Annotated in this window: 20 protein-coding genes and 1 riboswitch; of the genes, 18 read left to right on the top strand and 2 right to left on the bottom strand. The window is 38.3% G+C overall.

Annotated elements, in window-relative coordinates:
• Positions 1-55 precede the first annotated feature (55 nt).
• The 7 genes from AC1Q6O_RS16775 to AC1Q6O_RS16805 all read left to right on the top strand — a co-directional run bounded on the left by AC1Q6O_RS16775 (position 56) and on the right by AC1Q6O_RS16805 (position 7,447).
• Positions 56-691 (top strand): sugar transferase, encoded by a 636-nt coding sequence (locus AC1Q6O_RS16775; protein ID WP_008179979.1) that lies wholly within the window; start codon positions 56-58, stop codon positions 689-691.
• A 10-nt stretch (positions 692-701) separates the two neighbouring features.
• Positions 702-1,832, top strand: a complete 1,131-nt coding sequence (locus tag AC1Q6O_RS16780) for a glycosyltransferase family 4 protein (RefSeq protein WP_089986195.1) — start codon at positions 702-704, stop codon at positions 1,830-1,832.
• A 1-nt stretch (position 1,833) separates the two neighbouring features.
• Positions 1,834-3,507 (top strand): GNAT family N-acetyltransferase, encoded by a 1,674-nt coding sequence (locus AC1Q6O_RS16785; RefSeq protein ID WP_492401779.1) that lies wholly within the window; start codon positions 1,834-1,836, stop codon positions 3,505-3,507.
• A complete protein-coding gene (locus tag AC1Q6O_RS16790; RefSeq protein ID WP_008179973.1) occupies positions 3,488-4,234 on the top strand; it encodes a GNAT family N-acetyltransferase in 747 nt (248 codons plus the stop codon). Before AC1Q6O_RS16785 ends, AC1Q6O_RS16790 begins: the two co-directional genes overlap by 20 nt.
• Positions 4,235-4,238: 4 nt before the next feature.
• Positions 4,239-5,231, top strand: coding sequence for a polysaccharide deacetylase family protein (locus AC1Q6O_RS16795; protein WP_090003084.1), 993 nt, complete (start codon positions 4,239-4,241; stop codon positions 5,229-5,231).
• A 224-nt stretch (positions 5,232-5,455) separates the two neighbouring features.
• Positions 5,456-6,448, top strand: coding sequence for an agmatinase family protein (locus AC1Q6O_RS16800; protein WP_008179969.1), 993 nt, complete (start codon positions 5,456-5,458; stop codon positions 6,446-6,448).
• 111 nt (positions 6,449-6,559) lie between these two features.
• Positions 6,560-7,447: a 5'-3' exonuclease gene (locus AC1Q6O_RS16805; RefSeq protein WP_492401782.1), complete on the top strand. Its 888-nt coding sequence runs from the start codon at positions 6,560-6,562 to the stop codon at positions 7,445-7,447.
• Between the two features lie 89 nt (positions 7,448-7,536).
• On the opposite strand, the gene AC1Q6O_RS16810 is transcribed toward AC1Q6O_RS16805, so the two are convergent.
• Positions 7,537-8,040, bottom strand: a complete 504-nt coding sequence (locus AC1Q6O_RS16810) for a C39 family peptidase (RefSeq protein ID WP_090003085.1) — start codon at positions 8,038-8,040, stop codon at positions 7,537-7,539.
• 59 nt (positions 8,041-8,099) lie between these two features.
• Entirely contained in the window at positions 8,100-8,444 is a 345-nt protein-coding gene (locus AC1Q6O_RS16815; protein ID WP_083244814.1) for a thioredoxin family protein, read from the bottom strand.
• A gap of 348 nt (positions 8,445-8,792) precedes the next feature.
• Here AC1Q6O_RS16815 and AC1Q6O_RS16820 point away from each other — a divergent pair, with 348 nt between their 5' ends.
• The 11 genes from AC1Q6O_RS16820 (at position 8,793) to AC1Q6O_RS16870 (ending at position 21,041) form a co-directional block, all read left to right on the top strand.
• Positions 8,793-11,177 carry a 3-hydroxyacyl-CoA dehydrogenase/enoyl-CoA hydratase family protein gene (locus AC1Q6O_RS16820; RefSeq protein ID WP_492401785.1) on the top strand — a complete coding sequence of 795 codons (2,385 nt, stop codon included), beginning with the start codon at positions 8,793-8,795 and terminating at the stop codon, positions 11,175-11,177.
• Positions 11,178-11,229: 52 nt separating this feature from the next.
• Positions 11,230-12,402, top strand: a complete 1,173-nt coding sequence (locus AC1Q6O_RS16825; RefSeq protein ID WP_492401786.1) for an acetyl-CoA C-acetyltransferase — start codon at positions 11,230-11,232, stop codon at positions 12,400-12,402.
• Between the two features lie 242 nt (positions 12,403-12,644).
• Positions 12,645-14,429, top strand: a complete 1,785-nt coding sequence (locus tag AC1Q6O_RS16830) for an acyl-CoA dehydrogenase FadE (protein ID WP_427534810.1) — start codon at positions 12,645-12,647, stop codon at positions 14,427-14,429.
• Between the two features lie 182 nt (positions 14,430-14,611).
• Positions 14,612-14,968 carry an arsenate reductase family protein gene (locus AC1Q6O_RS16835; RefSeq protein WP_008179957.1) on the top strand — a complete coding sequence of 119 codons (357 nt, stop codon included), beginning with the start codon at positions 14,612-14,614 and terminating at the stop codon, positions 14,966-14,968.
• Positions 14,969-15,049: 81 nt separating this feature from the next.
• A complete protein-coding gene (gene gcvH / locus AC1Q6O_RS16840; protein ID WP_025116632.1) occupies positions 15,050-15,430 on the top strand; it encodes a glycine cleavage system protein GcvH in 381 nt (126 codons plus the stop codon).
• Positions 15,431-15,521: 91 nt separating this feature from the next.
• Positions 15,522-15,863 carry a toprim domain-containing protein gene (locus AC1Q6O_RS16845; protein WP_025116633.1) on the top strand — a complete coding sequence of 114 codons (342 nt, stop codon included), beginning with the start codon at positions 15,522-15,524 and terminating at the stop codon, positions 15,861-15,863.
• A gap of 15 nt (positions 15,864-15,878) precedes the next feature.
• The gene (locus AC1Q6O_RS16850; RefSeq protein WP_346037639.1) at positions 15,879-16,190 is read left to right on the top strand and encodes a thioredoxin family protein; all 312 of its coding nucleotides are present in this window, start codon (positions 15,879-15,881) and stop codon (positions 16,188-16,190) included.
• A 56-nt stretch (positions 16,191-16,246) separates the two neighbouring features.
• A riboswitch (SAM riboswitch) is annotated at positions 16,247-16,351 on the top strand.
• An 83-nt stretch (positions 16,352-16,434) separates the two neighbouring features.
• On the top strand, positions 16,435-17,463 hold the full coding sequence (locus AC1Q6O_RS16855; RefSeq protein WP_036120001.1) for a methionine ABC transporter ATP-binding protein: 1,029 nt from the start codon (positions 16,435-16,437) through the stop codon (positions 17,461-17,463).
• Positions 17,453-18,121, top strand: coding sequence for a methionine ABC transporter permease (locus tag AC1Q6O_RS16860; RefSeq protein ID WP_107922460.1), 669 nt, complete (start codon positions 17,453-17,455; stop codon positions 18,119-18,121). The genes AC1Q6O_RS16855 and AC1Q6O_RS16860 overlap by 11 nt, the downstream gene beginning before the upstream one ends.
• 66 nt (positions 18,122-18,187) lie before the next feature.
• The gene (locus tag AC1Q6O_RS16865) at positions 18,188-19,039 is read left to right on the top strand and encodes a MetQ/NlpA family ABC transporter substrate-binding protein (RefSeq protein WP_427422399.1); all 852 of its coding nucleotides are present in this window, start codon (positions 18,188-18,190) and stop codon (positions 19,037-19,039) included.
• Between the two features lie 676 nt (positions 19,040-19,715).
• Positions 19,716-21,041 (top strand): nucleotide sugar dehydrogenase, encoded by a 1,326-nt coding sequence (locus AC1Q6O_RS16870; protein ID WP_427422398.1) that lies wholly within the window; start codon positions 19,716-19,718, stop codon positions 21,039-21,041.
• Positions 21,042-21,051: the final 10 nt, after the last annotated feature.

The raw sequence follows: 21,051 nt of genomic DNA on the forward strand, positions 1-21,051 counted from the left end.
ATGTTCAAAATGAATATATAGTGTTAAGTAGTAAAAAAATGCAAAGGATGGTGAAGTGCACGTTCCGACAACTAAGAATCTCACATTCTATGGTCAGTATGGCAAAAGAATATTTGATATTATCGGGGCATTATTATTACTTTTTATGACAATTCCTCTAATGCTAGCTGTATTCCTCATTTTACTCATCTCAACGGGTCGCCCCATTTTTTTTAAACAAATACGAACTGGCCTCGATCATCACCGCTTTGTTATTTGGAAGCTACGCACAATGTGTATACAGGCAGTTCCAGTCAATATGCCAGCTATATGTACCAATGGTATTCCAGACGACTATTTTTTTAAAGTAGAACAGGATACACGGATTACCAAAGTAGGTGCTGTCCTTCGAAAGCTAAGTATTGATGAAATTCCTCAGTTGTTAAATGTATTAAAAGGAGAAATGAGCATTGTGGGGCCTCGTCCGGAGGTTCCAACCATAACAAATGCCTATAACAATTTACAGGCCAGGAGACTAGAGGTAAAACCAGGTTTAACAGGTCTTGCCCAGATTAACGGCCGTTCTAATATTTCCCATGGACAAAAAATTTCATATGACATTGAATATGTGGATCATTACTCCTTTTGGATGGATGTCCAAATTGTTTTGAAAACTCTTTATGTAGTAGTAGCAAGAACGGGTGCCTATTAAATGATGGGGAGTGGCCGTACTGAAAATTGTTCAGCTCATTACACGAATGGATAAAATCGGTGGAGCGCAAAAGCATGTGGAATCTTTAGCGATCCAGCTCAAGCAAGATGGTCATGAAGTGACTGTCGTGACAGGCTCCTATCAGCCATCCCTTTGGCGCTTACAAGAGGAAAAAATTTCAGTTATTCCTATTCCAGCTATGCAACGTGCTATTCATCTAACAAAGGATTTCCAAGCATTTTTACAAGTAAGAACCGTCTTCAAAAGCATACAACCTGATGTGGTTGCCACACATTCCTCCAAAGCAGGTGTGATAGGTCGTATAGTGGGAAGTTTACTGCGTATCCCAACTGTTTTTACCGCACATAGTTGGAGCTTTACAGAAGGTGTTCCTCAAAAGAAACAGGTGCTTTATTATCGAATGGAAAAATCAGTTCAACGATTCACCACAAAAATTATAACGGTATCTGATTATGATCGGGAGCTAGCCCTCATGAAAAAGGTTGCTCCAGCTCATAAACTGCTAACTATTCATAATGGTATTGCCCCAATAGACAGTCATTCATCAACAGAAAAGACCTATATGGAGCAGCCAGTCATAGTGATGGTTGCTCGTTTTGAAGTGCCAAAAAGACAGGATCTATTGCTGGAGGTATTAGCAGAACTGACAGATGTTCCATGGCAGCTTCAATTGATTGGAGATGGTTCTCTACGGCCAGCTTTAGAAAAATTTGTTGCACAGCATAATTTAACAGATCGCATAACATTTTTGGGGGATCAATTCGACGTACACAGCTATTTGGAGAAAAGTGATGTGTTTGTTTTGTTGTCAGATTGGGAGGGTTTGCCCATCTCTATTATTGAAGCGATGCGTATAGGTCTCCCTATAGTTGCAACAAATGTGGGTGGTGTTAAAGAGTTAGTGGTGGATCATGACAATGGTTTTTTAGTGGAGCGTGAGGATAAAGAATTATTGAAGCAGAGGCTCCACCATTTATTAATGGATGCTACCTTAAGTAAAAAAATGGGTAATGCGAGTGAACGACGTTACTTACAGCATTTTACGTTTACTCCGATGTATCAAAAAACATTAATGGTCTATCAGCAAGCTGTTTCAGAACTCGTAAAGAAAGGGGATTGAATTGCAATTAATACGTATTAGAACAGATGATGAGCTCATGTGGTACAAGGAAATTTGGGATGGCATTTTAGAGGAAGAGGACAATGATAACCCATTTATTGAATTTGCTTGGTTTTATAATTGGTGGCAAATAGTAGGGCGTAAAGAACGAGTAGAGCTCTTCGCTGTGGAATATGAAGGAATCATTTTGGCCTTTTTCCCCTTTACGGTGACTAGGCGATGGGGGATTAGGGTGTATACCTTCGCAGGTGAAAGTATTGCCAATTATACAGGGGTTGTTGCCAAAAAAGAATGGTTAATGGACACAACGACCTTTGTGTTCGATGAGCTTCTTAAAAAACATCGGCACGTCATTTTTTCACTGCACGGCTTATTGGAAAGTAAAGAGTCTACTAAAGTCATCGAACAATATTTCGTGGAAAGACAGTTACGAATAAGTATGTTCCGTGTGGTCACTCCATATCTCGCTTTTTCCGAGGTAGACTTTCCTCAACATTTCCAGCAACGCCGAAAAATGCATGGTGTCGATCGTCGGGAAAGAAAGCTCCGGAAGCTAGGCACATTAACAAGAAGAGTCCCTGCACAGGACGAGCTATGGCAAATGTTTCGATTATTTGATCGACGATGGGCAAAAAAACTGGATACGAGTGACTTTACAAAAGGGAAGAAAAGAGATTTTTTTGAGCGCTTAACAATGCTTCATGGGGAGGCGCTACAAGTAGAGGTCGATGCACTTGTCTTTGAAAATCAGTGGATTGCTTTCACATATGGACTTTATTGTCGTGGACGCTATGTAACCTATGCGCTTGCTCACGAACCGACATTTAATGTATTTGGTCCGGGACGTATAGTCAATCAGGAATCTATTCAGCGAACATTCGCGGCTAATTATCGCCTATTTGATATGAGTATTGGCTATGAGCCTTACAAATTTGATTGGCGTACGAATATCGATTTTACTAGACGAATGCTTGCCAGTGGCGGTACGAGACGTGCGAGGCTAGTGACAGGTTCGTTGCTACTAAAGGAGCGGCTTAAGGAATATGTAAAAAGTAATCAGCGATTTGTAGATTGGAAGCGTAACAAACTTGGACGATTCCGCTATTTAGTAAAGTATGGAAAGCTTAAAGATTGGCTAGAATATGGACAACAATTCGTAGATAGGTTTATTCGTTTGAAGCAAGTGGAGCTCTATGAATTATCTCCAGCAGAGGATGTGTCACCACAGCAACCTGTGGGCAACTTATTTGAGGAAATGACTATTCAGGAAGCGATGCAGCTTGATCAGGAAGAAGTCATTGCTCTCTATTATAAAGGATACATCGTTTATAAGGATTCCTTTGCGGAAACAAATAAACCAGCATTCGCGTTACACGCTACAAATTGGCGTGTCGATTCACTGCAAATAGTAGAAGCGTTACCGAAGCAAACTTATTTTTTAGACTATGATATGTTCAAGCAAATCGATATTATCACGGCCTATTTCAGAAAAATCAAACCTGGACAAACACTGTGGGTAACGGCAAGCTTTTGGCAATGGCGAAAACGGAAGCGCTTAGCACAGCTCGGCTATAAACCTATTACTCGAATAAAACATTATAAAGTAGCTCGTTTTGAGCGACAACATGTACAAAAAAATACGGAGAGTGGGGGCGATGTTCATTCTGTCCATTAAAAGTAAGCGGTGGAATATTGCGATGCAGCATTTTTATTTTCTAGAAAAGCCAGCCAATGTTCGAAAATCCATGAAAGTAATAGGCTATACAAATTCTCTTGTCCCAAGTCGAAAGCTTGTTAAAAGTGAAACGATTCATATCGATCTTCAAGGGCATGAGCTGTCATTGTACTTAGCACTTTCTGAAGGAAACCGTAAAATATTACGACGCGCACATAAAGAATATTATCAAGTTATTTTATATAAAGAACCTTCTGTCGAAAACTTACGAACTTTTCAGCAATTTTATAATCATTTTGCTAAAAGAAAAAAGCTTGAGGGTATTGGTAAATCTCAAATGGATACGATCATGCTTCTCAACAAACAGGGAGCATTATTATTATCTGAAATTCAAAGTATTTGTGGACAAACATTAAGCTATCGACTGGATATTGTACATGAGAATAAAGCAATGTCTTATTATGAAGCAACTTGTGCGGCATCAGCCATATCTCCACATTTAAAGAGACCACACCGCTATGCCAATCGTTTTTTAATCTGGCATAATCTTCTTCATTTTAAGGAGCAAGGTTTTGTTTTATATGATATGGGTGAATTAACCGATAATCGGAATGTACGTGCATTCAAACTAAGCTTTGGTGGACAGGTTGTCAATGTTTACTCAGGCTACATTACCCAATCAAAAATACGCGCACTGCTACTAGGCGTGCAAAAATGGAGGAAGTAGCAACATGAATGGTGGGGGTCTCGTTATTTCATTAGATTTTGAGCTGAAGTGGGGCGTCCATGATGTATTTCGATATGGACAATACAATAAAAACCTATATGGTGTACGAAAAGCCTTGCCCGGCATACTTGCGTTATTTGAGCAATATGACATTCATGCAACTTGGGCGACAGTCGGACTCTTGTTTGCAGAATCAAAGGCTGAAATGGCTCATTATTTACGAGGTATCCCTGTTAAGTATGACAATATGCGCTATGCAGCACATAGCCAGCTAGCTAAAGTAGGCGAAAACGAACAAGAGGACCTCTTACATTTTGGTAAATCTTTAATAGAGGAGATTAAACGTACACCACATCAGGAAATAGGTAGCCATACCTTTTCTCATTATTATTGCTTGGAAAAAGGTCAAACAGAAGCTGCCTTTTATGCAGATTTAGACGCGACAAAGACCATAAGCGAGGGTTATATTTCGCCAATGAAGTCCATGGTTTTTCCAAGAAATCAAGTGAATAAGGACTATTTTAAAGCATGTGTAGAAGCGGGCTATGTTTGTTACAGAGGAACTGAAAATCATCCATTGTATGATGCTCAAAAGTTTACGAAAAAAGGTAGACTTTTGGGAGCGAAAAAATGGCTTGATAGCTATATCAATCTTACTGGCCATCATATGGCAACGTTGGAGGAAATGCGGGGCGAGCAACTGATTAATATTCGTTCAAGTGCCTTTTTAAGACCCTATTTTCGTCCATTTCACGTATTCGAGGGCTCAAAGGTAAAACGCATAAAGGAAAGTATGCTCGAGGCTGCAAAGGCCGAGGCTTTTTATCATTTATGGTGGCATCCTCATAATTTTGGGAAGAATACAGCTAAAAATTTAGCCATGCTAGAGGAGCTATTACGTTATTTTCAAGAATTACGTAGTCAATACAATTTTCAAAGCTATTCCATGTATGAGGTAGCTGAACTTTGTGAAAATCACTTCAAACAACAAAAGTAGCATCGCCAACTCATAGTGAAATTTGAAGCAAACTGATTTCTAGTTTGCTTTTTTGTGTTTTCCATAGAAAATTTAAAAGAAAAGAGGAAAAGAGAAAAACAATGACGAAGATGAATGTACGAATGGTACTATTAGATAGAGAGAAGATTGGGTAGGACATTTGAGGGACATGTGAAAAAATATAGGTTAATTTAACTTGAATAGAAAAGATATAAAGGTGGTAGATGTATATGTTTATAGAACCGGAATGCCAATGGAAGCAAGAGAATGGATCGGCCATGCATCAATGGATTAAGCAGCAAACAAACCCAAACCCAAATGATGTGGATATAGTTGTGTATGGAGCTCTGTTATCGTATGCAGGAGAAGCATCTGCAAAAGCGCAATATCCAACTGCGTTTCGTAAAGTATGGCCTAGCTTCCAATCATATAACTTAGATGAGCAAATAAATTTACGTGCACTATCAGTCGTTGATATTGGCGATGTGGCGATTCATGAACAAGATAGAATGCTTTCTGAATCTGCGATCGAGGCGGCGGCAGAAAATTTAAGTATAGCTTTTCAAAAAAGCTTTACTTGCTTGATTGGGGGAGACCATGCCATTACCGCATGTTCATTAAAAGGAATAAAAAATGCCTTTCCGCAGGACCGTATTGGCATCATTCAAATTGACACACACTTAGATGCAAGAAACCAAGAGGAAATTGGGCTGGCTCAAGATTCTCCGATCCATCAATTGATTGCCTCAGGGATTGTGGAAGGGAGACATATCTATAATGTCGGATTGCATGGTTTTTTCAATTCCCCGGAAATGATTCATTATGCAAGAGAACAGGGCATTCATATGATTACATTAAAGCAAATGCGACGTGATGGTATTCAGCTCACAATACGTGAAATGTTACGTCAGCTTATGTATGAGGTTGATCGAATTTATGTTTCAGTGGATCTAGATGCACTTGATATTATGTTTGCACGAGATGTCCCCGCTGCCACACCAGGTGGTCTAACAGCCTATGAATTATTTGATATCCTCAAACTTATAGGTGAAAATGAAGGGGTTCGCCATATTGATTTTGTTTATGCAGATCCTAAGGAAGGAACGCTGCGTCCAGAAACCGTTAAAATTGGTGTAACGGCATTTTTACAATGGCTAACAGGTATTCAGCTGGATCATCGCAATCGCATCTCAAAAAAAGGAAAAGTGACGTTGTAAGTAAGCATATTGCCGTGTATTGACAATGCTCATTGTTGAAAGTTTGTTATACTATTCAATAGGTATCAAAAATTTATACAAACTTGTACGGTTATGGAGAGGAAATTTATAATGACAACAAAACCAAAGCTACTGATTGTTGACGGTATGGCATTGTTATTCCGTTCATTTTTCGCTTCGGCTGCCATGGGTCACTTTATTCGCTTGGCGGATGGGACACCAACGAATGGAGCACAAGGCTTTGTACGACATGTACTAACTGCGCAATCTTTAATGAAGCCAACACATATGGCAGTTTGCTGGGATATGGGGGCGCATACATTCCGCAATGATTTATTTGATGGCTATAAAGCAAATCGCCCAGCGCCACCGGAGGAAATGTTGCCTCAATTTGATATGGCAAAAAATTTATCCCTACAAATGGGCTGGCAGAATTTTGGTGTGAAGGGCATGGAGGCTGATGATTTAATTGGCTCTATGATTACCAAATGGCGGGACGAGGCTGAAATTACTGTGATTAGTGGAGATAAAGATTTACTTCAACTTTTGAGACCCTCTACAGAGATTGCCTTTATGAAAAAGGGCTACACAGAATATGATATTTATACACATGGACGTTTTAAAGAGGAGTATAGTATTGAGCCCGCGCAGTTTGCACAAGTAAAGGCTTTTATGGGAGATACAAGTGATGGTTATCCAGGCGTTAAAGGTATTGGTCCTAAGCAAGCACTCACATTAATTCAAACATATGGCTCGATTGATAGTGTACTAGCGTCGCTCGGTGAATTAAAGCCTGGTCAACGAACTAAAATCCAAGACCATATAGATATGCTGAAATTATCGCATGAGCTCGCAACGATTCAAACCGATGTGCCTATTGAAGCAGACCTTACAAGTCTCATATTACCAAACTATGAGCCGCACATATTTAAAGAGATCGAAGAGAGTGGCTACACGCTTATTGCCAAGCATGCCCGTTCTTTGTATTCGCTTATTTAATCAATCATCGCAGAGTATAGTCATATGCTCTGCTTTTTTATGGTAAGGAGAAGAATAGAGAGCAAATAGTAGGCGATTCGATATTTGCTCTAGTGAGGGGCCATTTTTACAAAGGACAATACTTTTTCGTTGTGTTGATAGAGTGCCTGAAGAATGATGCTATCACGATTTGCTGTACCGTTATCATGAAAAATTAAGTTTAGCTGATCATTTCTAATGTCATAGCCAATTAGCGGTACCCAATGATAGGCGAAAGTAGAGGTTTGATCTCGCCAACGAAAACTAAAATAACGATCAAAGCGCATAGCAACAGGACGCCCTGCATCAATTTCCTGTAAAGCTTCTTTTAATGAACAAGTACGAACATCCCATGATGGATATAATCGGCGTAAATTGCGAATCAAACGCCATTTGAACAAACCAATTTTTGTACTACCAAGCTGTTTATAAAGCTCATTAATCGAAGGAGCAGTTCCATTCAAATAATTTAACATAACGTGTATGGTAGTAGGGCCACAAGCAGAATTACGATAGTTAGCTGCAATCGAAGCATCGTATTGTGATTTTCCGAGTAGCCCCAATTGTTGGCGCATAATGGTATCTCCTTTCAAAAAGAGCTGCATTTCATGAAGAAATGCAGCTCTCATTATTGTTATTGTTGAGCAGATAAAAATTCAGTTACTTGTTGAGGTGTTTTTGCATTGGCACTGTGTAAGTGAGCAAGCTTTTCACCGTTTTGGAAAATTAATAAACTTGGGATGCCCATTACATCATATTTGTCTGCAATTTCTGGAAGCTCGTCACGGTTTAGCTCATACCAATCAAATTGGTTATACTCTTCAATGATTGGATCGATGAACATGTTCATACGAGTACAGTCTGGGCACCAGCCAGCGTAAAATTTCACTAGTACTTTTTGGTTGCCATTGATTAATTCATTAAATTGTTCTGCAGTAGTAATTGTTTTCATTAAGTATTCACTCTCCTTGCTTACCATTCTACACATTTTTCGCGTAACCTGAAAGTTTTCTGTTTGGCTGTAGTCATCGCTACTTATTGTCTTCTTTTAGCTCGTAAACGACAAAAAAAGATGTATATTGCAAAAATAATTCTTGAAAAAAGATTGCTAAATTAGACAAAATAATCTACACTAAAAACAGAAAAGTAGTTTTATCTTCATTCATTAGCAATGTTTTGAAATGGAGGTAAACCTTAGTTGTAATTGTTGAATTTAGTAAATATTCATTCAGCAGAGGGACAAAAATCCACTAAGGTACACTTGATATTTTTTTGACTAAAAAATGAATGGCTATTCATTCAATGGAAGAATAAGGGGGAATTGCTTGTGACTTATAACATTAAAAAAGCTGCCGTTCTAGGTTCTGGGGTGATGGGCTCTGGAATTGCAGCGCATTTAGCTAATATCGGTATACCAACATTACTATTAGATATTGCACCGAAGGAACTAACGCATGAGGAAGAGGCAAAAGGTCTTTCCTTAGAGCACCCAGCTGTAAGAAATCGTCTTGTAAACGGAGCTTTGCAAAAGTTATTAAAGCAAAAGCCAGCACCACTTACTTCTAAGAAAAATTTATCACTACTAACGGTCGGCAATTTTGAAGATGATTTAGGGAAACTAAAAGATGTAGATTGGATTATTGAAGTTGTTGTAGAAAACTTACCTATTAAACAAAGTCTGTATGAAAAAATCGATGCTGTTCGTACACCTGGAACAATTATTAGCTCAAACACATCTGGGATTAGTATTAATGCGATGGCAGAAGGACGTTCAGATGATTTTAAAAAGCATTTTCTAGGCACACACTTTTTCAACCCGCCTCGCTATTTAAAACTATTAGAGGTGATTCCAGCTGATACAACTGCACCTGAAGTAGTAAGCTTCATGAAAATATTTGGTGAAGATGTGCTTGGTAAGGGCGTTGTGCTTGCAAAGGATACACCTAACTTTATTGCTAACCGCATCGGCACTTATGGGTTACTCATCACGTTACAGGAAATGCTAAAAGGCGGTTACTCAGTTGGAGAAGTAGATTCCGTGACAGGTCCGCTAATTGGTCGTCCCAAATCGGCAACGTTTCGTACGCTCGATGTTGTTGGATTAGATACATTTATTCATGTAGCTAAAAATGTCTACGATCAAACAACAGGTGGGGAACAACAGGTATTTGCTGTCCCAGAATTTTTGCAAAAAATGGTCACGAACGGTTGGCTCGGTGCCAAATCAGGCCAAGGTTTCTTCATAAAGCAAGGAAAAGAGATTCATGAAATTGACCCAACGACTTTGGCCTATAGTCCAGCGAAAAAATTAAAAACACCTTCCATTGAAATGGCGAAACAAACTCGTGGATTGGCTAATAAAGTGAAGGCTTTAACATATGCAAAAGATCGTACAGGTGAATTATTATGGGGAATATTTGCTCCTACATTAATTTATTCTGCTCAGCTATACGGTGAAATTGCAGATGATATTGTAGCTATTGATAATGCGATGAAATGGGGCTTTGGCTGGCAACAAGGACCATTTGAAATTTGGGATGCTATTGGCGTGAAAGAAGCTGTAGCAAAAATGGAGGCAGAAGGTCGAGAAGTACCTGCCTTTGTAAAAGAGATGTTAGCAAATGGGTTTGAAACTTTCTATTCAGATATAGATGGTGACTTGGCTTACTATAATGGTTCGGAGTATGTCAAAGTGCCTGTTAATGAAAAGGAAATTGATTTAAAACGATATAAGAAAAAACATGGCGTAATTAAATCTAATACAGGTGCTAGTTTAATAGACTTAGGTGATGGAGTTGCATTATTAGAATTCCATTCGCAGTCGAATGCTATTGGTTTAGATATTATTCAAATGATAAATTTTGCAATCGACGAGGTAGAAGCTAATTATAAGGGCTTAGTTATAGGAAACCAGGGGAAAAACTTCTGTGTTGGAGCAAATCTAGGAATGATTTTAGTAGAAGCACAGGATGATAATATCTTTGAACTAGATTTTGTCATTAAGGCATTCCAAGATGCGATGCAAAAAATTAAATATTCACGTAAGCCAGTTGTGGCGGCACCGTTTGCCATGACATTAGGTGGCGGCGCAGAGGTTTGCTTACCTGCTGCACATATTCAGGCAACGATGGAAACATATATGGGCTTAGTGGAAGTAGGCGTTGGGTTAATTCCGGGCGGCGGAGGTAATAAAGCCCTTTATCAAAAATTCCTAAAGGGTCTACCAAATGGTGTTGAAATAGACTATCAACATATTGCAAATAAAGTATTTGAAACAGTTGCGATGGCGAAGGTTTCAACATCTGGTGAGGAAGCACGCGAAAATAACTTCTTAAACTTCGTAGATGGGATTTCAGTTAACCAAGATCATCAATTATATGATGCGAAGAAAGCGGCTTTAGCACTTTACGAAGCAGGCTATCAACCACCTGTACCAACAAAAGTTCCTGTGGTGGGTGCATCAGGCTACGGTACATTACTCATGGGTGCGCAAGGTATGTATGAGTCTGGCTTTATCAGTAAGCATGATTTGAAAATTGCTAAAAAGCTAGCATATGTTATTGCGGGTGGTAAGGTTCCATATGGCACATTAGTCGATGAACAGTATCTATTAAACTTAGAGCGTGAGGCATTCCTTAGCCTCGTTGCAGATCCACTTTCACAGCAAAGAATGCAACATATGCTGCTAAAAGGGAAACCACTTCGTAACTAATGGACGGACGAAATAGACAAAACTTGCACATGAAACAAAGGGGGATTATACGATGCGTGAAGCCGTTATTGTAGCAGGAGCACGAACTCCAATTGGAAAAGCAAAAAAAGGTTCTTTAGCAACAGTAAGACCAGATGACTTTGGTGCTGCCGTTGTCAAAGAAACATTAAAAAGAGCAGGCTATGAGGGACCGATAGATGATTTAATTTTAGGCTGTGCTATGCCAGAAGCAGAACAAGGGATGAATGTAGCTCGTAGTATCGGTGCACTTGCCGGATTGCCAGATACAACTCCGGCTCTAACCATTAATAGATTTTGTTCTTCAGGTCTACAGGCGATTGCCTATGCAGCTGAACGAATTATACTAGGGCACTCAAAGGCTATTCTTGCCGGTGGTGTCGAGTCAATGAGTATGGTGCCAATGGTGGGGAACACACCCCGCTTAAATCCAACTTTAGCAGAAACAGCTCCACAATATTATATGGGAATGGGGCATACAGCTGAGGAAGTAGCTCGACAGTACAATGTAAGTCGAGAAGATCAAGATGCATTTGCTGTTCGTTCACATGAACTTGCTGAAAAGGCGATCAAAGAAGGTAAATTTAATGATGAGATTGTACCAATAGAAGTGGAACAACATTATGTTGACGAAAACAATAAGCCACAGGTGAAAAAATTCACTTTCAGTATGGATGAAGGTGTACGTCCTGGTACATCGGTTGAAGGCTTAGCGAAGCTTCGTCCAGCTTTCCATGTGAAAGGGAGTGTGACGGCAGGGAACGCTTCTCAAACTTCCGATGGTGCAGCAGCTGTATTGGTGATGGATCGCGAAGAGGCTGTCAAGCAAGGTTTAACACCAATGGCAAAATTCCTAGGCTTTGCAGTAGGTGGTGTACCACCTGAAGTAATGGGAATTGGTCCAATTGTGGCGGTACCAAAAGCATTAGAAATTGCAGGTTTATCAGTAGATGCTATTGATCTATGGGAAATCAATGAGGCATTTGCATCCCAATCCTTACAGGTTGTTCGTCATTTAGGCATTGACCAAGATAAGGTCAATGTGAATGGTGGAGCTATAGCATTAGGACATCCACTTGGTGCAACGGGTGCTATTTTAACACTAAAACTTATTCATGAATTAAAGCGTCAAGGCAAGAAATATGGTGTAGTAACTATGTGCATTGGTGGCGGCATGGGGGCTGCTGGAGTATTTGAAATTCTATAATTTTCATTAGATCAGCTTGAGGTGTACTGTTTCCGGTTGCCTCCGAGCATGTATATGTCAAGCTTTTCTATATATGTTTGTCTTCACTCAGCAAAAGGTTTGTAGCGTCAGAAACCTTCTCTAATATGACTGGAGAAGATGCTGAATAAAGATTAAGCCTCTAGCAAATATCACAGATTTTGAAGAGGCATCATTCAATAGGGGATTAGACTATCAAAATAGATATATTGGGAGGAATTTATATGACTGAAAAAACAACGGATTTCATTAAAGGCGGCGGATTTTTAATTGAAGATGTGGAATTAGATCGTGTGTTTACACCAGAAGATTTCACTGACGAGCATAAAATGATTGCCAAAACAACAGAAGAATATGTAGCAAATGAAGTTTTACCTGTAGTTGAAAATTTAGAGCACCACGAATTTGAGCATTCAGTACGTCTCCTTAAAAGTGCTGGTGAATTAGGCTTGCTAGGAGCAGATGTTCCTGAAGAATACGAAGGACTAGGCTTAGATAAAGTTTCTTCAGCATTAATTGCAGAAAAAATGTCTGTAGCAGGTGGTTTCTCCATCACTCATGGTGCACACGTTGGAATTGGCTCATTACCAATCGTGCTATTTGGTGACGAAGATCAAAAGAAAAAATATTTACCGAAGCTTGCCTCAGGTGAATTAATTGCTGCTTATGCATTAACAGAGCCGGGATCAGGCTCAGATGCTTTAGGGGCAAAAACAACTGCGAAACTAAACGATGCAGGCACACATTATATTTTAAATGGTGAAAAGCAATGGATTACAAATGCAGGCTTTGCAGATGTGTTTGTTGTTTACGCTAAAATTGATGGCGATAAGTTCACTGCCTTTATTGTTGAACGTGCATTCAAAGGTGTTTCTGTGGGTCCTGAAGAGAAGAAAATGGGAATTAAATCTTCATCTACTCGTACACTAGTGTTAGAAGATGCAGAAGTGCCAGTAGAAAATTTATTAGGTGAAATTAGTCGTGGGCATGTCATTGCCTTCAATATTTTAAATATCGGTCGCTATAAACTTGGGGTTGGAACAATTGGTGGATCAAAACGTGCATTTGAGTTAGCAGTACAATATACAAACCAACGTCAGCAATTTAAAACAAAGCTTTCTGACTTCAACCTTACAAAAGAAAAATTATCAACGATGGCTTCTCAATTGTATGCATCAGAATCCTTAAACTATCGTACTGTTGGTTTATTTGAAGATCGTTTAAGCCAGCTAAGTCCAGAGGAGCAAAAGGAAGGAAAAGTGATTGCAGGTGCTATCGCTGAGTATGCGATTGAATGCTCAATTGCTAAAGTATTTGGATCAGAAACATTAGATTATATTGCAGATGAAGCGGTACAGTTACATGGCGGTTATGGCTTCATGGCTGAATATGAGGTAGAGCGTATTTACCGTGATTCTCGTATTAATCGAATTTTTGAAGGTACAAATGAAATTAATCGCATGATTGTACCAGGTACATTTATGAAAAAGGCACTAAAAGGTGAGCTGCCACTATTACAAGTTGCGCAAAATCTACAGCAAGAGCTTCTGATGTTAATGCCGGAGGATATCGGTACAGAGCCACTAGCTCAGGAAAAATACTTAGTGAAAAATGCCAAGAAGATTGCTGTATTAGCGGCAGGCTTAGCAGCACAACGCTTTGGTGCGAAGTTAGATCAAGAACAAGAAGTTTTAGTGAATATTGCCAATATCGCTAATCAATTATTTGCAATGGAATCAGCTGTATTACGTACAGAAAAAGCGATTGCTCGTGATGGCGTTGAAAAAGCACATCAAAAATTGCTATACACTCAAATTTTCTGCCAAGAAGCATTTGCTGAAATCGAAAAAGAAGCAAAAGATACAATTCTTGCTTCCGCAGATGGCGATGCAGCACGTATGACTTTATCTGCATTACGTAAATTAACACGTAATAATCCATACAACCTAATTACGAAGAAACGTGAAGCATCTGTGAAATTAATTGAAGCAGAAAAATATATCGTTTAATCGTATGAAAAACGCTAGCTATCCGTAAATGGGTAGCTAGTTTTTTTATTCCAGATAAATTTATGAAAGTAACGGATAAAAATACAGAACCGATGGATAGACTTACGAAAATGAGCGAAGATCCACCATTCTAAATGATTATGATGGTATACTACAGAAAAAGACAGCAGAGGAGCATTTTTATGACGATTCAATTTTTCCATTATCCAAAATGTACAACATGTAAAAAAGCACAAAAGTGGTTAAATGATCATGACGTTTCCTATGAAGAGGTACATATCGTAGAGCAGCCACCAACAAAGGATGAAATAACAGCTTTATGGCAAGCAAGTGGACTACCTTTGAAGAAGTTTTTTAATACTTCTGGCATGAAGTATCGTGACCTTGGTTTGAAGGACAAGCTAGCTGATATGACTGAGGAAGAACAGCTTAAGCTACTTGCTACGGATGGTATGTTAATAAAACGTCCCATCGTAACAGATGGAAAAAAAGTAACTTTAGGGTTTAAAGAATCCGATTTTGAGCAAGCTTGGTTATAACCGTTTTTATCCTTGTTTTTATAGGAGAAGTATGGCACACTGAAAGTGAATATATTACATAATTATGGAGGGGTTTTTTGCATGAGCACACCGAAAGACTTACGTTACTCTGAAGAGCATGAATGGGTAAAAGTAGAAGATGGAAAAGTACGTATTGGTATTACGCACTTCGCACAATCTGAATTAGGAGATATCGTTTTCGTTGAACTTCCACAAGTTGGCGATGAAATCAAAACTGATGATCCATTCGGTAGCGTAGAATCAGTAAAAACTGTTTCTGAATTATATGCACCAATCTCAGGTACTGTAGTGGAAGTAAATGCAGATTTAGAAGATAGCCCAGAATTCGTTAATGAATCACCATATGAAAAAGCATGGATGATCGTCGTAGAGCCTGCTGATGCATCAGAAGTTGATAAACTTATGACAGCAGAACAATACGAAGAGATGACTGCAGAATAAGACAAGCCATAATCAAAAAACGTCGGAAACTACCGGCGTTTTTTATTATATAATAATGTATAAGTGGATATGTCTAAATGGAGGTGGCGTAATGTTCGATGGGAAATGCTTGATAGTAGAAGGACGTTCAGATAAGCTACAAATTGAGCCGATTTTGAACGAGAATGTTACAATACTATGTACGAATGGAACAATTGGAGTGCATCAATTAGAGGAGCTAATAGACCCCTATGAGGGCTGCGAGCTATTTACTTTTTTTGATGCTGATACTTCAGGCGATAAGCTACGCGCTTTAATGGACAGACATTATCCGGAAGCGGAGCATTTACGTACAATGCCGACATATAAGGAAGTAGAAACGACACCAAGAAAAGTGTTAGCAATGATTTTACTGCGTGCGCATTTCTCCATCCATAATGAATATATTTTATAAGGTTGCGTGAACTAAATGGAAGAATGGTCAAAAGAGCAGTGGGAGTGGGCTTTACAGTCGGGAGAAAAAGCTGCGTTTTATTTATATACACCGATGTGTGGTACTTGTGCAGTGGCATCGAAAATGATGTCAATTGTAGAACAACTATTACCTCACCTAAAACTAGGGAAAGCAAATATTAATTTTTTGGAGCAAATTGCTATTGAACATCAAATTGAAAGCGTCCCATGTTTACTTGTGTGTGATGGCGGCAAAGTGACAGAAAAGATTTATGCTTTTCAATCCGTACCATTTTTGTACGAATTGTTAAAAAAATCAATTGACTGAACTTTATTAGCGTGGTAAAGTAACAAATATATTACTAAAACATTAAATATATCGAACTCTTATAAAGAGCGGCGGAGGGAAGTGCCCTATGAAGCCCGGCAACCATCACATAGTGAAAAGGTGCCAAATCACTCAAAGATTTTTTCTTTGAAAGATGAGAGAACGGTTCAACGTATAATACGTGACCCCTTCTACTTGTCTATAAGTGGAGGGGTTTTTTTATATAAGAAAAGGAGTATTCGCTATGATACAGCTTCAAAATATAACGAAGAAATACAAAACAGCAAATGGCGAATTAACGGCAGTCAAAGATGTTAACCTTACTATTAATAAGGGTGAAATTTTTGGCATTATCGGCTATAGTGGCGCTGGTAAAAGTACGATGATTCGTTTACTTAATGGTTTAGAGAAACCAACAGCAGGAACAGTAACGGTGAACAATCAAGAATTTTCTTCGATTAAGGGTCAAAAGCTTAGAGCAGCTAGACAAAAGGTTAGTATGATTTTTCAACATTTTAACCTACTTTGGTCACGAACAGTTGCAGAAAACATTGCCTTCCCATTAGAAATTGCAGGTGTATCAAAAGCTCAACGTGAGGCACGGGTGAAGGAATTGATAGCACTTGTTGGCTTAGAAGGACGCGATCAAGCATATCCATCGCAGCTGTCTGGTGGACAAAAGCAACGAGTAGGGATTGCACGTGCATTAGCAAATAATCCAGAGGTTTTACTATGTGATGAGGCAACATCTGCACTAGACCCAGAGACAACAGATGCCATTCTTGATTTACTGGTAGATATTAATGAACGGTTAGGGTTAACGATTGTCCTCATTACTCATGAAATGCATGTCATTCGCAAGATTTGTCATCGTGTAGCAGTGATGGAGGCAGGCGAAATTGTAGAGCGTGGGGAAGTATTGCAAGTTTTCCAGGCACCTCAGGCAGCCATTACTAAGAAATTTGTAGCCCAAATTACAAATACAAAGGAAACACAGGATACAGTAGAACAAATCAAAGCAAATTATCCAACTGGACAACTTGTCAAATTGATTTTTGTTGGTGAAAAAACAGAACAGCCAGTTATTTCACATCTAGTGAAGCAATTCGATGTGGAAGTAAGCATCGTACACGGAAATATTTCACAAACGAAAAATGGTGCATATGGTACCCTCATAGTCCAAATTGATGGGTCGAAAGCAAATGTGACTGAAGCCTTAAGCTATTTAAATACAGTGGAAGTACAAACGGAGGTGATTGCAGATGCTAACTAATCTCTTTCCGAATGTAGACTGGGATAGCATGTGGCAGGCTACGTATGAAACATTATATATGACGGCCATTTCTACAGTTATTACATTTATTCTTGGGTTAGCTATTGGAATCGTCCTATTTTTAACAAGTCCCAATCAGTTATGGGCTAATAAAATTGTTAGCTTTTTAACAGGGTCACTCGTTAACATTTTCCGCTCTATCCCATTTATCGTGTTAATTATTTTATTAATTCCATTCACTAAGCTTTTACTAGGTACAATCCGTGGAGCTAATGCTGCTTTACCTGCTTTAATTATCGGTGCGGCTCCATTCTATGCACGTATGGTATTAATTGCGTTACGTGAGATTGATAAAGGTGTCATTGAAGCAGCTCGTTCAATGGGGGCAAAAACATCCACAATTATTTGGAAAGTTCTAATCCCTGAATCATTACCAGCACTAATTTCGGGTATTACGGTTACGGCTGTAGCACTTGTTGGATATACAGCAATGGCAGGGATAATCGGTGCAGGAGGTCTTGGGAACTTAGCCTTCCTAGACGGGTTCCAAAGAAATCGCCAAGATGTGACATTAATGGCAACTATTTTGATCTTAGTAGTCGTCTTTATTATCCAATGGATTGGTGATTTCATTACAGAAAAAATTGATAAACGTTAATAAAACTGAGGTTATTCCGGTTCTTGCCGCTAACATATTTTCATCAAAATAAAGGGAGTGTCATAAATGAAAAAGTTATTAACAGGATTATTTTTATCAATACTTGTACTAGCTTTAGCAGCTTGCGGTACTGATAATAAAGAGGATGCAAATTCAGCATCTGGTGATAAAACAGATAGTAAAGAAAACGTTACTTTAACAGTGGGAGCTTCTAATACACCGCATGCAGTAATTTTGGATAAAGCAAAACCGATTTTAGCTGAGAAAGGTATTGACCTTAAAGTAGAAACATATACAGACTATGTGCTACCAAACCAAGATTTAGAATCAAAAGAATTAGATGCAAATTACTTCCAACATATTCCATATTTAGAGTTACAAATTAAAGACAATGGCTATGACTTCGTCAATGCTGGTGGTGTTCATATTGAGCCAATCGGTATTTACTCAAAAAAATATAAATCTTTAGAGGAACTTCCTGAAGGTGCAACAATCTTACTTTCTAATTCTGTATCTGATCACGGTCGTATGCTGTCATTATTAGAAGCTAAGGGCTTAATTAAATTAAAAGATGGTATTGATAAAACAGCAGCAGAAATTAAGGATATAGAAGAAAATCCTAAAAACTTTAAATTTGATGCGAATACTGCACCAGAAATGCTTGTACAAATGTACGAAAACGACGAAGGGGACGCAGTACTGATCAACTCTAACTTTGCTATTGATAATGGCTTAAACCCAATCAAAGATGCGATTTCTCTTGAAGACAAAGAGTCGCCATACGTAAACATCATCGCAGTACGTGCGGGTGATGAATCAAGACCAGAAATTAAAACATTATTAGAAGTATTAACGTCTAAAGAAATCCAAGACTTTATTTTAGAAGAATGGAAAGGTGCAGTAGTACCTGTTCAATAATTTAAATAAAAGAGTACGTAAGTAGTGAAATACTTACGTACTCTTTTTCTTTTTTTAATGAATTTTGATAGCTTTCGGAAAGTGACTATTTACAAGTTGTCGATTTCCGAGGAAATAAAAAGGCTATATAAAATAGTTACAACAACTTATGTAATGTCTATTCTACGTGCTTCAAAGGATTGTTCTACCTAATCCCTCCAGTATCGGTGAAAACCAATGCTGAAGGGATTTTTTTAGAGTTTCAAAAAAGGAAAAAATGTTAATTTTCTATTTATTAACATTCTTCAGTGTCGCTTATCAACTTTTTCATCTACACTAATAAAGCGACTCTAAATATATTTACTAAATATCTGAATAAATAATGAACTTTTTTGTTCTAAATACTAATAAAGTAGGCGTTTTATCGTGAATGAAGGAATTATTTAGAAATTGTTTAGTTGCAAGTAGTACTATATAATTGTTAGAAAAGTTTTTTTGTGAAATTTAGATTTTATTCATCTATTTTGACTAAAAAAATCATACTTAAGTATGTGGAGATGGAAGGGGTTTGGTGAAAATGGCAATGAGAAATGGCCTATTACGTTGCAGAATACTCGGCATATATAAGTAGATGAATAGATAACGAAAAAAATGGCTATAAAAATTACATGAAAGTTAAGCCAAAGGAGTTATTGTTATGACGATAAACACGAAATCAATGAGCTCAGCTTTATTAAATAAAATTCAAACAAAAAAAGCGACAATTGGGGTAATTGGCCTCGGCTATGTAGGTCTACCATTTGCCATTGAAATTGTTCAAAAAGGTTTTCATGTTTTAGGCTTTGATAAAAATCAAGAAAAAATCGCCCTGTTGCAAAACGGTGAAAGCTATATAGCTGATATCCCGAAAGAAAATATACAGTTACTATTAAAGGAACATCAATTTGAAGCAACCTATGATTTTTCCAAACTTGCTTCTGTTGATGTTGTCATCATTTGTGTGCCAACCCCTACAACGGAGGATGGCACTCCTGATATTTCCTATATAGAAGAAGCAGCTCACGATATAGGGTGCCATATTAATTCAAATGCACTAGTCATTCTTGAAAGTACGACCTATCCTGGGACGACAGAGGAAATTGTTCAGCCTATTTTGCAAAAACATGGCTTTGCGGTTGGTCAAGATTTATTTTTAGCCTATTCACCAGAACGAGTGGATCCTGGTAATAGTAATTTTTCAGTTGCTAATACACCCAAAGTTGTTGGCGGTGTTACTTCCACATGCTTGGAAGTTTCAAAGTTTTTTTATGAAACAGTCATTCATACTAGTGTATATACAGTAACAAGTCCGAAAGTTGCCGAAATGGAGAAATTGCTGGAAAATACGTTTCGCCAAATCAATATCGCTCTTGTCAATGAACTAAGTCAAATTTGCTATAAAATGAATATTGATATTTGGGAAGTCATCGATGCCGCCTCAACAAAGCCATATGGATTCATGCCATTTAAACCTGGCCCAGGAGTCGGTGGACATTGTATCCCTGTGGACCCTAAATATTTATTGTGGGCGGGTCAACAGCATGGTGTCTCAGCAACATTAATAGAAGCAGCAGATAAAATTAATGATTCGATGCCTAGCTTTGTTGTAGAGAGACTCGAGCAGTACTTACGTCTGCAAAATACCGAGCTACGCCAAGCAAAAATTGTTATTATTGGTGTCACGTATAAGCCGGAAATAAATGATTCACGCGAATCTCCCGCACTACATGTCATTAAACAATTACTAGATAATCAGTGCTCAATACAAATTATCGACCCTTTTATTCAAACATTCCCTGTAGAACAATCCCTATTCAATACAGTTCCTTTAACAGAGCAAATTATTAAAGATGCAGATGCGGTATTGATTTTAACCAACCATTCTAACATTGATTATTCATTAATTGATCAACAAGCGTCATTAATTTTTGATACACGTAATACCCATTTTTTATTTAAGAATAAAAATTATTACAAGTTATAAGGAGAGTTCA

The sequence above is a fragment of the Lysinibacillus sp. GW823-FHT06C08 genome, from assembly GCF_058795135.1.

Excerpts from the sequence above, each read along its gene's own strand:
- AC1Q6O_RS16790 (WP_008179973.1), top strand. The coding sequence starts at position 3,488 with ATGTTCATTCTGTCCATTAAAAGTAAGCGGTGGAATATTGCGATGCAG.
- AC1Q6O_RS16795 (WP_090003084.1), top strand. The coding sequence starts at position 4,239 with ATGAATGGTGGGGGTCTCGTTATTTCATTAGATTTTGAGCTGAAGTGG.
- AC1Q6O_RS16800 (WP_008179969.1), top strand. The coding sequence starts at position 5,456 with ATGTATATGTTTATAGAACCGGAATGCCAATGGAAGCAAGAGAATGGA.
- AC1Q6O_RS16805 (WP_492401782.1), top strand. The coding sequence starts at position 6,560 with ATGACAACAAAACCAAAGCTACTGATTGTTGACGGTATGGCATTGTTA.
- AC1Q6O_RS16810 (WP_090003085.1), bottom strand. The coding sequence starts at position 8,040 with ATGCGCCAACAATTGGGGCTACTCGGAAAATCACAATACGATGCTTCG.
- AC1Q6O_RS16815 (WP_083244814.1), bottom strand. The coding sequence starts at position 8,444 with ATGGTAAGCAAGGAGAGTGAATACTTAATGAAAACAATTACTACTGCA.
- AC1Q6O_RS16825 (WP_492401786.1), top strand. The coding sequence starts at position 11,230 with ATGCGTGAAGCCGTTATTGTAGCAGGAGCACGAACTCCAATTGGAAAA.
- AC1Q6O_RS16830 (WP_427534810.1), top strand. The coding sequence starts at position 12,645 with ATGACTGAAAAAACAACGGATTTCATTAAAGGCGGCGGATTTTTAATT.
- AC1Q6O_RS16835 (WP_008179957.1), top strand. The coding sequence starts at position 14,612 with ATGACGATTCAATTTTTCCATTATCCAAAATGTACAACATGTAAAAAA.
- gcvH (WP_025116632.1), top strand. The coding sequence starts at position 15,050 with ATGAGCACACCGAAAGACTTACGTTACTCTGAAGAGCATGAATGGGTA.
- AC1Q6O_RS16845 (WP_025116633.1), top strand. The coding sequence starts at position 15,522 with ATGTTCGATGGGAAATGCTTGATAGTAGAAGGACGTTCAGATAAGCTA.
- AC1Q6O_RS16850 (WP_346037639.1), top strand. The coding sequence starts at position 15,879 with ATGGAAGAATGGTCAAAAGAGCAGTGGGAGTGGGCTTTACAGTCGGGA.
- AC1Q6O_RS16855 (WP_036120001.1), top strand. The coding sequence starts at position 16,435 with ATGATACAGCTTCAAAATATAACGAAGAAATACAAAACAGCAAATGGC.
- AC1Q6O_RS16860 (WP_107922460.1), top strand. The coding sequence starts at position 17,453 with ATGCTAACTAATCTCTTTCCGAATGTAGACTGGGATAGCATGTGGCAG.
- AC1Q6O_RS16865 (WP_427422399.1), top strand. The coding sequence starts at position 18,188 with ATGAAAAAGTTATTAACAGGATTATTTTTATCAATACTTGTACTAGCT.
- AC1Q6O_RS16870 (WP_427422398.1), top strand. The coding sequence starts at position 19,716 with ATGACGATAAACACGAAATCAATGAGCTCAGCTTTATTAAATAAAATT.